General features: G+C 46.8%; 10 protein-coding genes. 5 read left to right on the forward strand and 5 right to left on the reverse strand.

From position 1 onward, the window contains the following. Positions 1-488: 488 nt before the first annotated feature. The 3 genes from FCL48_RS04695 to FCL48_RS04705 all read right to left on the reverse strand — a co-directional run bounded on the left by FCL48_RS04695 (position 489) and on the right by FCL48_RS04705 (position 6,520). On the reverse strand, positions 489-3,626 hold the full coding sequence (locus tag FCL48_RS04695; protein ID WP_136871089.1) for an efflux RND transporter permease subunit: 3,138 nt from the start codon (positions 3,624-3,626) through the stop codon (positions 489-491). 117 nt (positions 3,627-3,743) lie between these two features. Then, complete coding sequence (locus FCL48_RS04700) at positions 3,744-5,102, reverse strand: efflux RND transporter periplasmic adaptor subunit (RefSeq protein ID WP_136871090.1); 1,359 nt, start codon at positions 5,100-5,102, stop codon at positions 3,744-3,746. A 23-nt stretch (positions 5,103-5,125) separates the two neighbouring features. Then, complete coding sequence (locus FCL48_RS04705; RefSeq protein ID WP_136871091.1) at positions 5,126-6,520, reverse strand: TolC family protein; 1,395 nt, start codon at positions 6,518-6,520, stop codon at positions 5,126-5,128. Positions 6,521-7,499: 979 nt separating this feature from the next. Here FCL48_RS04705 and FCL48_RS04710 point away from each other — a divergent pair. Both FCL48_RS04710 and FCL48_RS04715 read left to right on the forward strand, forming a co-directional pair. After that, positions 7,500-8,027 carry a TraV family lipoprotein gene (locus tag FCL48_RS04710; protein ID WP_136871092.1) on the forward strand — a complete coding sequence of 176 codons (528 nt, stop codon included), beginning with the start codon at positions 7,500-7,502 and terminating at the stop codon, positions 8,025-8,027. Positions 8,028-8,324: 297 nt separating this feature from the next. Then, positions 8,325-8,783 carry a c-type cytochrome gene (locus FCL48_RS04715; RefSeq protein WP_136871093.1) on the forward strand — a complete coding sequence of 153 codons (459 nt, stop codon included), beginning with the start codon at positions 8,325-8,327 and terminating at the stop codon, positions 8,781-8,783. Between the two features lie 61 nt (positions 8,784-8,844). Here the strand turns inward: FCL48_RS04715 and FCL48_RS04720 are convergent, their stop codons facing one another. Both FCL48_RS04720 and FCL48_RS04725 read right to left on the reverse strand, forming a co-directional pair. Further along, positions 8,845-10,218: a sigma-54 dependent transcriptional regulator gene (locus FCL48_RS04720; RefSeq protein ID WP_136871094.1), complete on the reverse strand. Its 1,374-nt coding sequence runs from the start codon at positions 10,216-10,218 to the stop codon at positions 8,845-8,847. Then, on the reverse strand, positions 10,215-11,939 hold the full coding sequence (locus tag FCL48_RS04725; protein WP_136871095.1) for a nitrogen regulation protein NR(II): 1,725 nt from the start codon (positions 11,937-11,939) through the stop codon (positions 10,215-10,217). Before FCL48_RS04725 ends, FCL48_RS04720 begins: the two co-directional genes overlap by 4 nt. 532 nt (positions 11,940-12,471) lie before the next feature. Between FCL48_RS04725 and FCL48_RS04730 the strand changes: the two genes are divergently transcribed. The 3 genes from FCL48_RS04730 (at position 12,472) to FCL48_RS04740 (ending at position 16,040) form a co-directional block, all read left to right on the forward strand. After that, entirely contained in the window at positions 12,472-12,909 is a 438-nt protein-coding gene (locus FCL48_RS04730) for a hypothetical protein (RefSeq protein ID WP_136871096.1), read from the forward strand. A 119-nt stretch (positions 12,910-13,028) separates the two neighbouring features. Continuing rightward, positions 13,029-14,438: a TolC family protein gene (locus tag FCL48_RS04735; protein ID WP_205747645.1), complete on the forward strand. Its 1,410-nt coding sequence runs from the start codon at positions 13,029-13,031 to the stop codon at positions 14,436-14,438. A gap of 18 nt (positions 14,439-14,456) precedes the next feature. Then, positions 14,457-16,040 (forward strand): efflux RND transporter periplasmic adaptor subunit, encoded by a 1,584-nt coding sequence (locus tag FCL48_RS04740; protein WP_136871098.1) that lies wholly within the window; start codon positions 14,457-14,459, stop codon positions 16,038-16,040. Positions 16,041-16,052 lie beyond the last annotated feature (12 nt).

A 16,052-nucleotide genomic window follows, 5' to 3' on the forward strand; every position in this document is an offset into this window, starting at 1 on the left:
TAACGTGGAAGAAAGTACTATCAGCGTCGACGATGGTCAGAAATGGAGCAATTTTCACGATTGATTCTCTGATCGTATACGTAACAAACCTATTTTATCTTTTTAAATTAATCAGATACTTGGCTATTCTTTTTATCATTGAATACCGATAAATTAAGTTTTACCACTGAAGGCAGCTCCGTCAAGGACCGGTTTTGAGAATGGGCCCTTCAAAAACGCTCGTCGGAGCATCTGGGTCCTGGCGGGGCGGATTTGCAGCTCATTGTTTTGCGTATTCACCTCGTATTACCCTCACCATCGCCTTGTGCTAATCGCTCTGAGCACTCATGTAGAAACTTTCATCTGGATAACATTCTGCGCAATTTATCGTTGTTGTTTATTATTCTATTACTTGCGCTTTCACTAATCTCATTCTCTTCCGCAGACAGTCTTACGGGAATGGTGGTTGAGATGTTACGCGTCATACGAAACTCCTGTTATTGGATGGTTTAATGTTTCATGCCGGAATAATGCAACCTGCCTTTTTTTAGATCTCGTTGCTTTAACAGGATGAATATTACTGGTGTCATGATGAGTACATGAACCGCTGAGGATATCATTCCACCGATCATCGGCGCGGCAATTGGTTTCATAACATCGGCACCGGTGCCCGTTGACCACATAATCGGAATCAAGCCAAGCAGAGATACAGCCACGGTCATCAATTTTGGTCGCAAGCGCAAAACGGCACCTTCGAACGTAGCATCGTAAATATCTTGCTCTGTGCAGGGGCCATTGATCAATTTCTTGTCCAAGGCCTCATGCAAGTATATGACCATTACCACTCCGGTCTCCACGGCAATGCCGTATAGGGCAATAAAGCCGACCCAAACAGCCACCGACAGGTTATATCCCAGGGCCGAGACCAGGTAGACCCCACCTACCAGGGCGAAGGGCACCGACAGCATAACCATGCTGGCCTCCAGTGCGGAGTGAAAAGTGAAGTAGAGCAGGATAAAGATGATCACCATGCCCAGCGGAATCAGTATCTGCAAGCGAGCCTTGGCACGAATCTGGTTTTCCCACTGTCCGGACCAGGCAAGGTAATAGCCGGGGGGAAGTTTGAGTCTTTGTTCCAGTATCTGTTTTGCCTCGGTAACAAAACTACCCATGTCGCGACCACGGACGTTCAGAAAGACAAGCGACCGCAAGAGCCCTCCTTCACTGTTAATCTCCGGGGCACCTGTAGATATCTTCAGCCTGGTCACCAAAGCGAGCGGCACCTGGATGCCACTCATGCCGCTGACCAGGATGCGGCGGATGGCCGGAATATTGTCACGGTAGTCCCGCAGATAGCGAATACGGATGGGGAACCGATTTCTGCCTTCAACCGTTGTGGACAGCATCTCACCACCAAGGGCGATCTCAATGGCATCCTGGATCTCACCGACGCTGACCCCGTAGCGTGCAGCCGCTTCGCGGTCGATGTCAATGTCGATGTAGTTACCGCCGGTTACCCGTTCAGCCACCACATCAGCAGCGCCGTCAATTGGTTTAAGAATTGCTTCGGCTTGAATCGCAAGATCCTTCAGCACATCCAGGTCATTACCAAATATTTTGACTCCCAGGTCGGTACGTACCCCGGTTGAGAGCATGTTGATGCGGTTAATTATCGGTTGAGTCCAGCCGTTTCGAACCCCGATTTGTTGCAGTTTGCCGTCCAATTCAGCCACGATGTCGGCCTTCTGCAATCCTGGACGCCATTGGTCCTTAGGCTTGAGGATTATAATACTCTCGAACATGGAAACTGGTGCCGGATCGGTGGAGGTCTCAGCCCGGCCGACCTTGCCAAGAACATGCTCAACCTCGGGAACACTCTTGATGATTGCATCCTGTACCTGAATGATGCGTTTTGCCTCGGTAATCGAGACATTGGGGAGGGTCACCGGCATGTACAGCAGCGAACCTTCATCCAAAGGCGGCATGAACTCGCTGCCCAGATCCATAAACATCGGGATGGCAATTGCCAGCGCCACCAGATTGAGTGCAATGGTGGTTTTTTTCCAAACCAGCACCCAGCGGATAACAGGCGAATACAATCTTATGAAGAAAGTCGAAATCGGGTTTGCGCTCTCTGGGGGCATCTTGCCCCGCATAAAGAAGTACATCAGAACCGGGACCAGAGTGATGGCGATAATCGCGGAGCCCATCATTGAGAAAGTTTTAGTGAAGGCAAGAGGATGGAAGAGCTTGCCTTCCTGTCCCTCCAGCAGGAAAACCGGCACAAAGGAAAGTACAATGATGGCCAGGGAGAAAAAGATGGCCCGACCGACCTGTTTGGCGGAGGCGCTTACGACCTCCAGACGCCTGCCAGCACGTTCTTCAGGTGGTATTTCAGACAGGTGGCGATAGCAATTCTCAACCATGATAATGCCTGCATCTACAAGTACTCCGATAGCTATGGCTATTCCCCCCAGGGACATAATATTGGAGGTCACGCCCATCAGCTTCATTGTGATAAAGGCAATCAGCACCGAGATCGGCAAGGTTAGCACGATAACCAGGGCGCTTTGGAAATGCAGGAGGAAGATCAGAATTACCAGCGAGACAACGACAGATTCTTCCAGCAGGTTCTTTTTTAAGGTATCAATTGCCCGGTCGATAAGATCAGAACGATCATAGGAGACCATTATTTTCATTCCCGGTGGCAGACCCTTCTCCAACTCCTTAATCTTTTCTTTGACCCGGCTAATGACATCCTTGGCATTCTCACCGTAGCGCATAACCACGATGCCGCCTACTGCCTCACCCTCGCCGTTTATCTCGATCAAGCCCCGCCGAATCGCTCCACCCATCTGAACTGTGCCGAGATTTTTGACATAGATCGGGGTTCCCCGCATATCAGCGCCGACTACGATATTCTCCAGGTCTTCCTTGGTTTTTACATAACCGCGTCCACGGATCAAGTATTCGGCGTCAGCCTGCTCGATAAGACGGCCACCCACGTCTTTATTGGCTGCCTTCACCGCCTCTATGATCTGTCCTAAGGCGATTTTGTAGGAAAAGAGTTTCGTCGGGTCCAAATCAATCTGGTACTCGCGGACAAAACCGCCGATAGAGGCAACTTCGGCCACTCCTTGAACTGTATTCAGCTGGTATCGCACAAACCAGTCCTGGAGAGTGCGCAGTTGCTCCAGATCGTAGCCCTTGCCCTCGATAGTATACCAAAAGACATGTCCCACACCGGTGCCGTCCGGTCCAAGAGTGGGAACCACGCCAGGTGGAAGCAGTGAAGCTGCATAATTCAGTCTCTCAAGGACGCGGGTTCTGGCCCAGTAAATGTCAGCCTTATCCTCGAAGATGACGTAAATCATTGAGAAGCCAAAGGCAGAGGAGGCCCTTACAGCACGAACCCGCGGTAATCCCTGGAGGTTGACCGCCAACGGATAGGTTACCTGATCCTCAACCACCTGCGGTGAACGGCCGGGATAATCGGTAAAGACAATCACCTGGTTGTCGGAGAGGTCGGGAATGGCGTCCACCGGTGTTTTGTAGACCGCCCAGACACCCCAGACGATGATCAAACCAAAGATCATCAGGACTAAGAGACGGTTACGGGTGGAGTAATCGATTATCTTTTCAATCATTGCCGCAAATCCTGTAGGAGATCGTCAATAAATTACAAAGTATTCTCTGAGCGTTTCAGTCAGAAAATGATATTACTAAAGAAATACCCTGTTCTGCTCCAGGATAGGGCGTCGTCATCACATCTTCATGTCTTCTATCCTCAAGTCGTCTCCGTTGTCCTCCGATTGCTGCTGTGCCGGTGGGGCGCCGTGACCTTCATGACCTCCACCACCTTTCAACTGTGATTCGGAGTCAATCAGGTAGGCACCTGAAACCGCAACCTCCTCACCTACATTGATGCCGGACAGAATCTGGACTTTATCGTCTACGCGCTCGCCCGCCTTAACATCTCGCGGTTCAAACATTCCAGGGGACGCCTCAACCCAGACCAATTGACGTTTACCTGTGTCGATGAGAGCCGTAACTGGTATGACGATTCCTTTCACCAGCGGGACTCTGATTATAGCGTTGACAAACATATCCGGTTTTAACATATAGCCGGGGTTGGCCATTTCCACCCGTGCTTTGACCGTATGGGTTTTTGGGTCATGAAAAGGATATACGAAACTGATCTTGCCGTTGGATACGGCACCGTGTTCTATCGTGGACCGTATCTCCACCTGTTGTCCAACTCGTATATAAGGAACTTCATCTTCAAAGACGTCTATTTCCACCCAGACTTTCGAAAGATCAGCGATATTGAAGAGGACCTCACCTGTATTAACGTACTGTCCCTGCTGAACCATTTTTTCGATGACTATACCGGACAAAGGAGTGTAGATAGGCAGGCGGATGGTAGGTTTTCCCGCTTTTTCCAGCTCAGAGATCTGGCTCGCCTTAACTCCATACAGCATCAGGCGCTGTTTGGCTGAAGCGACCAGCCCGTCGCCATTCCGGGAGATTGATGGGATTGACGATTTTTTCAACAGGTCACGGCTCTTGACAGCCAGCAGGTATTCCTCTTGCGTCTCCAGCAGGTCAGGCGAGAAAATTTCTGCCACGGGCTTGTCCTTGCTGACCTGAGCCCCAACCGTATCGACGTTCAGTTTATCAATTCGACCGGCGATCCAGGCGGTAACCTTGCCCTGACGTGACTGGTCGAATTGCACAATACCGACGGCGTTGATCTCCTTGTCGAGTGTCTGCTGCCTGGCCTTGATTGTGGTAACATTTGCCATAATTCGCTGATTCGCAGACATGGCGACATGTCCGAGCATCTGACCCACCTGTTTCTGCTCCGGAGTCTGTCCAGCATCATTAACGGGTGTATTATCAATCTTCTTGATCAATTCCATCCCGCAGATCGGACAGGTACCTGGCTTATCCTTAATGATGAAGGGATGCATGGAGCAGGTATAGAGCTGTTTGCTCTGGGTCGCCTTTTGCTCGGATGTGTTACCGGCATGCTGCCTCTGCCAAAGGAACCAGCCACCTCCTGCTGCTGAAGCCAGAATGATCACCACCAGCGGGATTGCGACTGTCTTGTACAGAGCCATGGTCATACCTCGGTATCGTGACTTTAACGATGTTGTGAATGTTCAGATACAGGAGCAACAGGTGATGGTGATTGTTTTGGTGTCCGCTCCGGCACGATAGCGAGCTGTGGTATCATTGCACCACTGGTGTTGCTTACTAGATCAATTCCGACAGTCGCTTCAAGTTGTGCTAGCTTCATCATATACTCAGCCAGGGAATCGTACATCTCCCGCTCGTAGGTAAACAGGGTTATTCTGCTGTCGAGGAGGGTTAAAAAATCTACATTGCTTACTCGATAGCCGATGACCGCCGATTCCAGGGACTGCTCGGCCTGGGGAATGATTCCTCCCTTGTAGAGTTCAACCAGATTCCGGCGGCGATCCAACTGGGCTATGCTGTCATTGATGGTGTAGGAGATGCTGTTCTTCAAAGCGTTCAACTCTGCCGCTGCCATGCCTGTCTCGGAGGTTGATTCGGCCAGCATAGCCTGGCGGCGTTCTTGCTGGAGGGGCAGGTTGACTGTCACACCGACGGTGAACATGTCATAGCCGGGGTCCGTTATCATGTCGGTCGCAATTCTATCCTTTAACATGTACTCAAAGAAGAGGTTAAAGTCGGGATAGAATTCCTTCTGTGCCAAACGATGGGATGCTTGTCCCTTGTTTGTCAGACTTATAAGACTTTTTATCTGGGGACGCTGCTGCAATGCGATCTTGTTCAGTTGTTCAGCAGAGAGCGTGAATTGCGGCAGGGTGAAATCCGCGATGTGGCCGACCGGTGTATCTCCGGGGCGATAGAGGAGATAATTAAGATTGGCTTCCAGGCTTTTTCGCTGTTGCTTAAGGGTAATCTGCATATCCAGCATCTTAGATTGTTCCAGGCCTGCCTTGAAGATATCCTGCTGCACTCCTTGACCAACGGAATACTTCGACTCCGCAATGGTCACAAAGTCGGCGAGAATCAACAGGTTTTTCTCAACAATTTCCAAAAACTTATCAACAGCCCAGAGCTGGTAGAAGTTCTCCTTGACCATACGGGTCAGTTCCAGCTTACGCTCCTCAATGGACCATTTATAGGATTCAGCTTCGAAGTTGGCAACTTCCTGTTTGATGGCCCGCTTACCCCAAAATGGGATTTGCTGAGAGATGCCGATTACTTTGGCCGACTGGGGATCTTTATCGAAAACAAATGGTTCACGAACAAGCATATTCTGGAGCTTGAACATAAACATCGGGTCATCCAGTGCCGCGGCCTGTTTGGCCTTATTGGCAAACATCTGCCAGCGAGACTGCGATGATTTCAACTCTGGATTGTTTGCCACTGCTGTAGCAACGAAATGCGACAGGTCTTCGCCCGACAGTTTGAGGTCTTCTGACCATACCACGCCAGGCGAAATTATCAGTAGCAGGAGTAGGGTAAAGTTATGTATGGACCGCATGGGCGCTCCTGATACGAAGGTATTTATTGTGCTAAACTTCACGGATTGATGTTTTCGTGCCAGGAATGGATAGCAGATACAGAGTCTCTGAGATTACCTTTCTGGCCTCTGCAAAACTCCTGCAGCAACCATTTTTCCCATAATCGTAATCGCTTGATGTGCGATGCCGTTCCGCCAATCAGGCCGTATGACTTTACTCTTGTTTTAGTTGCTCGCAACAGATACTTATCGCCACTTTTTGATTAATAAAACATATGGTTTTGCAAACACGATGTCACGTGTTATTTAGACCATACACCTGTTAATTATCAGACGCGAGGTTATACGTCGGTTAAACAATATCCGTTGGCACTTCCTGCTTTTTTCGCCCCTCGTTTGAAACGTTGGTTATCCGAGTCTCGGGGGGTGTCCACTCACAGCAGGTCGCAGAGTTCGTCAAAGTAACCATGGGAGCTACCACGTTCAGTAAGGGTAGTTGTCTTTCCTGAGCGAGATGAACTGTTCGGGGTGCACGGTTAAAATTGCCAGCATGAACCTCTGTCAAATTGGTATTACCTCAAACTGTATATAGCCTGTATCTCCAAAATAAAAGTTAACCCTATCTATACGAAATTTGGCCAGCATTTTTATAAGAATAGAATCTTCTGCTGCTTCCGGCCAAAGTGCATACCGAAAAAATGACTACCATTTCAAAAATGGTAGTCATTGAGATAATATATATCCATCAAATCCTCCAGCTTTAGATAGAGGATAATTAGCACTTTTCTGTCCTCTCCATCGTTTTCTGATCCTATTTTGCTTCATCACAGGTCATCTCTACAGAAAAAAGAATATAGAGAAACAGGTATGCAGTACTCACGATCTTTGTAGCTAATCTTAACCTCGGCAAAATGACCAGTGAAAGCATTCAACCAGATAATCAGCCAGAGTCCCCTCCTCATGTTTCTTACAAGCTGCGGCCCTGTCCTTAATCCCTACAATGACGATTTCAAATGCCGGGCCAGAGACGATGCCGGGGAATATTGACACCCCTACTGCCTATAAAAAGGCTCGTTATCCGGAGACAATATCGGAAGAAAAATCAGAACCGATAAATGGTTTGAAACAGAAAGTTCAGAATAACAGATATAAGGTACTTGCCGGACTATTGCAGGAAGAGAAAAAGCCGCTATTGCAACCACCAAAAATCCTCAGGGTACTCCTGCTTCCTTATAAAGGTGAAGGCGAGGAACTGTTCATGAGCCGCTACGTCTATGTCAAGATCGAGAATTCAAAGTGGACCCTGACTGATCTAATGGAGCGAAAGTCGATGTTTGCCTGGCTTTTACAACAGGCCATCCTCGGCCCCAGGCAGTATTTAAAACAGAGCGATCTGGACAAGATGACCAGGCGTACCCCGTTCTCTTCGTTTCTGAACTACCTGGTCTATTATCCTGATCTTGAAGTTTTCCTGAACCAGGACGGGATCCCCGGCAAGCGGCAACAGGATTTTAAATCCTTCACCTAATTGGGTTCTTTTCCACAGAGGAAAACGAGCTGTTAAGGCAGTAATCACGAAAAACGAATCTGTACCAAATAGCAATCGGTAGTCTTATGATGGTTTCTGTGAAAATTAAGAGAAAATCGTGACAATGTAGAGAAAATATACAGTTCATAAACAACGATCTGTTGTTGCCCCTTGACAGGCCACATACATTCAGGTGATGAGAAAAAATAACGCTTCTGTGTTTTTAGAAAAAAGCGAGTATGGTGGCGTTTATAGATTGCCGTTGTTGTGATAAATATCTTTAATAAGGAGCCACTGATGAAGAAAATAATTCTACTTGCTGCCCTACTAGTAGGTTCTGCCAGCATGGCCTGTGCTAGTGGGTCGCACGAGGGCGGACACCATATGGAGGAGAAACATTGGACAGCGCCCCACGAAGCAGCCCAGCAGGAAAACCCTGTGCCTCCAGACAGTAATTCGATTTCAGAAGGATCGAAATTATTTGCGGAATTATGTGCCCGGTGTCATGGCCCCCAAGCACAGGGGAATGGACCTGACGCTTCGGGACTATCTGTTAAACCTACCGATTTAAAAGCAATGGCCGGAGGGCATCCTGATGGGGATTTTGCCTGGAAAATAAAAAATGGGCGTGGGGAAATGCCTGCATGGGAAGATGAACTTGAAAAAATTGAGGTATGGCATTTAGTCAACTATGTCCAGTCACTAAAAGTGCAGTCACCGGCAAAGAAGTCCACGCATGAACACGGGCACGATTGAATTAATAACATAGAGATCATACCCTTCAGGAAGATACTAAAAATCGTCTCGTTGATCGAGGTTAGCCTTCTAAATTGTATTCTTTAATTTTATTAATAAGAGTTTGGCGAGCGATACCGAGATTTTTTGCAGCAAGACTCTTATTGTTGTCTGTGTCGTGAAGGGTTGCTCGGATCATTTCTCGTTCCATATCGCGCAAAGTCCACCCTCGCGAAGAGAAGTCGCTGGCGGCCGGCCTTCCATTTTCCGGCAGAAAACGCGGGGGCAGATCCCGTGGAGTTATTTGTTCTCCAAGGCAGAGTACAACGGCCCTTTCGACAGTGTTCTCCAGTTCTCGTATGTTCCCCACCCAGTTGTATCGCATAAATATATTCAGTGTTTCCGGATGAAAGCCTTTAATGTTTTTTTTGTTCTTTTTGTTCTTTTTATCGAGAAAATGATTTGCCAGGTCAGATATATCCTCTTGACGTTCTCGTAGTGGCGGAAGATCAATCGGTACAACAGCCAGGCGATAATAAAGATCCTGTCGAAAGGTTTCTACTTTGATCATCTCCTGAAGGTCTTTGTGTGTTGCAGCTACCACTCGAACATCAACATTGATCGTCTCATTGCCACCGACCCTTTCAAATTGGCCCTCCTGGAGTACCCGGAGAATCTTTGCCTGCGTTGGCAGGCTCATATCACCAATCTCATCGAGGAAAAGTGTGCCACCGTGGGCTAGCTCAAACCTACCCTTTCTCCTTGAGCTTGCCCCGGTAAAGGCACCGGCCTCGTGGCCAAAAAGTTCACTCTCAAGAAGGTTTTCGTGAAGTGCCGAACAGTTTACCTTAATAAAAGGACCTTTCTTACGAAGGCCATTTTCGTGCAGAGCATTTGCCACGAGTTCTTTACCTGTCCCCGATTCTCCCTGAATCAACACTGTGGCGTCACTCTGGGCGACCAATTTGAGCGTAGAGAAAAGATCTCGCATGACCTCGCTTGAACCAATTATCTTGCCAAAAGAATAGTCCTCCGCCAATCGTTCTTTAAGATAGGCGTTTTCCGTCTTGAGAGTTGAATGGTCTAGCGCTCTTGTCAATACATGTGCCAGGTTATCAATATCAATAGGTTTAGTGATATAATCGTAGGCCCCTTTTTTCATAGCCTTTACAACGCTTTCTATGGAAGAAAATGCGGTTATCACTATGGTGGGGATATGGTTTCCCGCATCTTCGAGTGCCTCAAGGGTTTCTATACCGCCCATTCTTTTCATTTTTAGATCAAGGAGAATGAGGTCAAAGAGATTCTTTTGCAATGCGGCAAGAACTTCATCCCCATCACATGCCTCAGTTATTCTGTAACCAAGCCTTTCGAGGTTTAACTTGAGCATTGTTCTGTGTCCGATATCATCATCCACTAACAGCAATTGAGGTTTTTTTTGTTGTGTATCAATCATGTTCTCTCCTTAAGAGGGAGCACAATTGTGATAGTTGTGCCCGCATTAACAACAGAGTTAATCTCAAAATAGCCATTGTGCCGCTCCACAATTCGGTGACTAACCGCAAGGCCCAAGCCAGTACCGCTTTTTTTTGTTGTATAGAAAGGATCAAACATTCTACTCTTGGTTTCTTCAGACATCCCACTCCCTGTATCGGATACAGAGATTCGACACATCTCCTTATCACAGCTAATATTTAGCGAAACTTGGCCACCGGGCGGTGTCGCCTGGATACTATTTTTCAACAAATTCATAAGGGTTTGAATCAAGAGATCGGTGTCGCCGTATAGTTCAGTGCTTTCATCATATTTATGAACAAGGCTGATCCTCTTCTCAACAAAGTCTTGTTCAAGCAAAGCGACTGTTTTTCCTACCATAGCTTTTATATCTATCTTTTCGAAATTAAGTTCACGGGGAGCGCCAAACTGGAGGAGTTCGGTCACCAGGTGGTTCAATCTATCAACCTCACTTATCATGAACTTTGAATACTCTCTGCAAGCATCTGACGCACCATCCTCAGAACCGAAAAAATGAGCCAGACCTCGCAAAGTTCCGAGAGGGTTACGCACTTCATGAGCAATACCTGCTGCCATGGCACCAAGGGCGGCAAGCCTCCTGGAGTGTTCTAATTGTTTTTCCATTGAGCGTATTTCTCCCACATCTCTTATAACCAGAACCCTGCCAATCTTATTACCTAGATGATCCTTAAGTTGGGCACTTCCGATCTTAATGGGTATTGATTCACTGTTCGGAACCTCAAGTTCGGCATCCTTTTCTATCACATTACTTTGTGTGGTGAGTGTTTCCGGTGGGCATGCCGGAAAAATATCCAAAACTTTTTTTCCGATAATATCATTGGGGCGACGCTCGAACAATTTTTCAGCATTTCTATTGCATGATACGATATACCCTGCCTGATCCAGAGTTATAAGTGAATCCGGAATGCTTTCCAGAACATTATTGGTGTAGAGTTGGGTGTTAAGCAGTGTTGCGTGGGTAACACCCATCCTTTGATAGAGGTAAAGAAAATATAATCCTGCAAAGAAAAGAAGAAGCAGCATCACCAACATGAAAATGGTGTGATACATATCCTGCTGCTTGGTCTTCTCATACTCACTGGTATAAAAACCAACAGAAATATACATCTGTCCTTTCGGCTTGAAGGCAAGATTCCATTGTTCCCACCGGCTTTCCATCATCGACATACCATGCATAGATGTCGTAACAGGATTAAATTTCTGGGATATTTGAAAAATATTATCGGGCCAACTTATTGAAAAAACTGGACTGTCCCCGACTTCTTTTAAATCAGGGAAATTTTTGAGAATGGCTTGTGAAATATTTCCCTGAGATACAACAACTGCGTTATCTTCATCAATAATTCTGATAAAGGCGATGCCCTTGTCCTTTAACACTTCAATCGCAAGATCTTCCAGAGGATTATGTCCTGCAGATTTACGAAACATCATCGATGTTCGAGTTCCAGCCTCAAAGGCGTGGATCATTGTCTTTCCCTGCCTCATGAAGGAAAGTTCCATGAGTTTTTGACTACGGTCTCTGTTTTTGATGGTTGCAATCACAAGAATGCCAATAAGCATGGCACTGATTACCAAAAGGATGACAGCCGGTTTGGAAATAGCAAATGTCTTTGGGGCATTGAGGATCAGGTTGTCTTGCATCAAATTCACCTTGTGTCAAAGATTATGTAAATGAGAACAGCAATTTTCTTGCCAAGACAACTGCTAACCTCACAACTCAGTATCTTCGAAATAGTGCCTCTCACTATGTGGTTAAGAAACTCTCGATTAGTGGAAGAGATTCTCATTTAAGATATCGGTGGGCCCCAACCAACCCAATATCCATACTTTAAGTGTACAATAATTATACAGCGGCACCCGACGAGTGTCAATTAACTGGACAATGCATACGGTCAACTATTTGAGTGCTGCATCGGCAAACCACCGCGTTTCGTTCACGCTGGCCTGCACATGGACTCTGCTATCCTCTAACCAGACCTATTGGCATAACTGTTGCATTTGACAAGAGTATTAAGGGAGTTCCATCTCTTAGCTCACCTTCAAGTATAATTACCTTTGATTACTATCATCACTGATCTTAATGTGAATGTAACATTGAAGACAACAAGAGTACGGACTGTGGTCATAAATAAGCTTTCTCAACTGAACACAAAAAAAACGCAAGGAGACCTCGATGAAAAGATTTTTGTTATTGTTTGCACTGGTCAGTTTAATTTTTGCTGGCAATTCCATGGCGATGGAAGGAATGGACCACGGTAACAGTACCGAGGATGGAAGTTTTACTTATATGGCTATGGCTGGGGACATTCATACCGAATTTAAAGTCATGGATCTGGCCAGTATGAATATGAAAGATCCAGAGGGCAAGACCCATCATGTCATGGCAACGTTTACGCGTGATGGTAACAAAATTACTAAGATAGTCGGGAAAGTGAAACTTATCTCCCCTAGTAAAAAGGAGCAAATCGCCGATTTAAAAGATTATGGTGGAGGCATTTTTGCCGCCAATTTTATCATTGACGAGCCTGGGAAATGGGGTGTCATCTGTCTCTTCAAGGGTGAAGATGAAAAACAGACAGTTAAGTTCTGGTACCCGTACATGGCAATGTGATTGATTTCTTCAGCAGGAACCGGTCATTGTTTTTGTGATCGATGACCGGTTACCAGACAACCAGCATCTCAGCAGTGTTGCCATTAGTCAGGTCCGTTTCACTCAAAGAGGAGATCCCCGTGTTAAGCATAATCAGACAACTCACAACGGTTTTCTCGGTTCGATTTGTTTTTATCCAACTCTTCGGCCTCATCGGATTTTTACCAGCCCTTGTCGGAATAGCTCAGTCCGGAGACTTTACACTCACTCTTGAAAAGGCTGTGCAAGCTGCACAGCTCAATGATCCCTGGTTGGCAGGCAACCGGCACTCTCAAGACGCAATCGAATCAATGAGCGTTTATGAGGGAACACTGCCGGATCCGCAAGTATCGTTAGGGTTCGCCAACGTACCAATCGATACCTTCGATTTTAACCAGGAAGCCATGACGCAGTTTAAAGTAGGGGTGACACAAATGTTTCCCCGCGGAGACAGCCTGACGATTAAGCGGAAACAGCTGGAAACGATGGGTAGTCAGTTTCCGTTTCAACGTCAGGATCGTAAAGCAAATATTGTCGTTACTGTGAGTCAACTCTGGCTTGATGCATATAACGCCCAGGAGAGTATCGCGTTAATCCAAAAGGATCGCCCATTGTTTGAACAGCTGGCGGATATTGCTGAGGCGAGCTATTCAGCGGCTTATGGCAAAACCAGACAACAGGATATCATTCGGGCTCAATTGGAGCTGACTCGACTGGATGATCGACTCACCATGCTCAAACAGAAGCAAGAAATGTTCATGGAAAAGCTTTCTGAGTGGGTGAGTGAATACTTTCGTGAGGAATATGGGGAAAAATTGAATTCCGGATCACCTCTCCCCTGGTCACAATTGGCGTTGGCCAAGAAGCTCCCCGACATAAAAATGCTGCGGGAGTCACTCTATTTATCGACTAAAGAAGCTGATGCTCAGCAATTTTATGAATCTGTATCCAAACACCCGTCGCTGCTTGCCCTCGACCGGGAGATAGAGACCAGTAAAATTGGTATTGATCTTGCCAGACAAAAATATAAACCGGCATGGGGGGTCAATGCCAGTTATGGCTATCGGGCTGAGGACCAGAACGGGAGAGACCGGGCTGATTTTGCCTCTGTAGGTATTAGTTTCGACCTGCCTTTGTTCACGAGTAACCGCCAGGATAAGGAAGTCCAATCTTCAGTTTCCCAGACCGAGGCAGTCAAAACGAAAAAGTGGTCACTTGTTCGTAAAATGATAGCCAATTTTGAAAAGACCAGAACACAACTCAAAAGGCTGAATGAGCGTCAAGTACTCTATAAGTCTCAATTATTGCCACAAATGAGCGAACAGGCCGAGGCCTCTCTTACAGCATATACCAATGACGATAGTGATTTTGCCGAAGTCGTCCGATCCCGAATTGCTGAATTGAATGCGCAGATTGATGCCTTGGGCATAGATGTGGAAAGACAAAAAACCATTGTCGAGCTGAACTACTATTTTATGGAAAATGCCGATGATATCATTGCAAAAAAATAGCTCTGTGGGAGAGAGAAAATGAAGAGACTTATAAGTATACTGGCATTGCTTGTTGTTGGTGGTGCCATTGGCTCCTTCATCGCCATTACTTTCTACCCCAAGTTGAGAGGCTATTTCCCATCTCTTAATGTTGCACAGAACAGCGCTCCGCCAACGGCCGAAAAGAAGCCGTTGTACTGGGTAGCCCCGATGGACCCCAACTATAAAAGGGATAAACCCGGAAAATCACCAATGGGCATGGACCTCATACCCTTTTATGGAGAAAAAGAAAGTGGATCAGAGGCTGGCCCCGGGACGGTAAGAATTCCTCCCGATGTGGTTAACAATCTGGGAGTACGAACCGCTGCAGCACATCTTGGTTCACTCCATTCTGAAATTAATACAGTTGGTTATGTGAAGTACGATGAAGACCATTTAGAGCATATTCATCCAAGGGTTAATGGATGGATTGAAAAACTCTATGTCAAAGCATCTGGCGATCCGGTAAAGAAGGGGGAACCGCTGTACAATCTCTATTCCCCGGAGTTGGTTAATGCCCAGGAGGAGCTGGTGATGGCGCTTGAGCGCCAGAGACCTCGCCTCATTAGGGCTGCTGAGAATCGCTTAGCATCGTTGCGAGTACCGGCTACGGCAATCAAGCAGATAAAAAAGAGTGGAGAGGCAAGGCAAACTGTCATCTTTTATGCACCACAAGACGGAGTAATTGCAAAATTAAACATTCGACAGGGTTTCTTTGTCCAACCTGGTTCTACAATAATGTCGATAGCTGCCCTTGACCCGATGTGGGTGGAGGCCGAGGTGTTCGAGAGGCAGGCTGCAGAAGTTGCTGTTGGACTTCCTGTCACAATGACCCTTGATTATCTGCCCGGTAAAGAGTGGACTGGCGTTGTTGATTATGTCTACCCCGAACTCGATGCCAAAACACGAACCTTGAGAGTTCGCCTGAAATTTAAAAATAAAGAGGGATTACTTAAGCCGGATATGTTCGCCCAGGTTGTCATTCATCTAAAAAGTTCTCAAAAAATTCTGCTTGTACCAAGAGAAGCTGTAATTCGGTCCGGCCGTTCCAGTCGAGTAGTGCTGGCTCTCGGAGAAGGTCGCTTCAAGTCTATCAATGTCGAAGTCGGACGTTTCGATGAGCAGTCTGCCGAGATCCTGTCAGGACTTTCCGAGGGAGAAAAGGTTGTTACTTCCGCGCAGTTTTTAATCGATTCTGAGTCGAGCAAAACATCTGATTTCAAGCGTATGAATCACAGTGAGGCAGATGTCCCGAAGAGTGTCTGGGTTGAGGCCACTATCAATAGTTTGATGGCAGAACATCGGATGATCAACGTATCACATAAAGCGATAAGTGCATGGAATTGGCCGGAAATGACTATGGATTTCACAGTGTCCAAAGATGTTGATTTTGCCTCACTTAAAGCCGGCATGGCCTTGCATGTGGAGGTAACCAAAATCCAGGATGAGCAGTATCAGATTACCAAGATCCACATTCCCAGTGCGGGTGATGGAAACAAAAGCCTTGATGAGCTGAACACAGATGACATGAGTCTTGATGATATCAAGCTCGATAAAGAACCACACGACGACCATAAGCAATAGGGGACAAATACA

This window comes from Desulforhopalus sp. IMCC35007 (assembly GCF_005116575.1).
Lineage (GTDB): Bacteria > Desulfobacterota > Desulfobulbia > Desulfobulbales > Desulfocapsaceae > Desulforhopalus_A.

Bases quoted from the DNA above. Each gene is read 5' to 3' on its own strand.
- FCL48_RS04740 (WP_136871098.1), top strand. From the start codon at position 14,457: ATGAAGAGACTTATAAGTATACTGGCATTGCTTGTTGTTGGTGGTGCC.
- FCL48_RS04715 (WP_136871093.1), top strand. From the start codon at position 8,325: ATGAAGAAAATAATTCTACTTGCTGCCCTACTAGTAGGTTCTGCCAGC.
- FCL48_RS04700 (WP_136871090.1), bottom strand. From the start codon at position 5,102: ATGGCTCTGTACAAGACAGTCGCAATCCCGCTGGTGGTGATCATTCTG.
- FCL48_RS04720 (WP_136871094.1), bottom strand. From the start codon at position 10,218: ATGATTGATACACAACAAAAAAAACCTCAATTGCTGTTAGTGGATGAT.
- FCL48_RS04705 (WP_136871091.1), bottom strand. From the start codon at position 6,520: ATGCGGTCCATACATAACTTTACCCTACTCCTGCTACTGATAATTTCG.
- FCL48_RS04725 (WP_136871095.1), bottom strand. From the start codon at position 11,939: ATGCAAGACAACCTGATCCTCAATGCCCCAAAGACATTTGCTATTTCC.
- FCL48_RS04710 (WP_136871092.1), top strand. From the start codon at position 7,500: ATGACGATTTCAAATGCCGGGCCAGAGACGATGCCGGGGAATATTGAC.
- FCL48_RS04695 (WP_136871089.1), bottom strand. From the start codon at position 3,626: ATGATTGAAAAGATAATCGATTACTCCACCCGTAACCGTCTCTTAGTC.
- FCL48_RS04730 (WP_136871096.1), top strand. From the start codon at position 12,472: ATGAAAAGATTTTTGTTATTGTTTGCACTGGTCAGTTTAATTTTTGCT.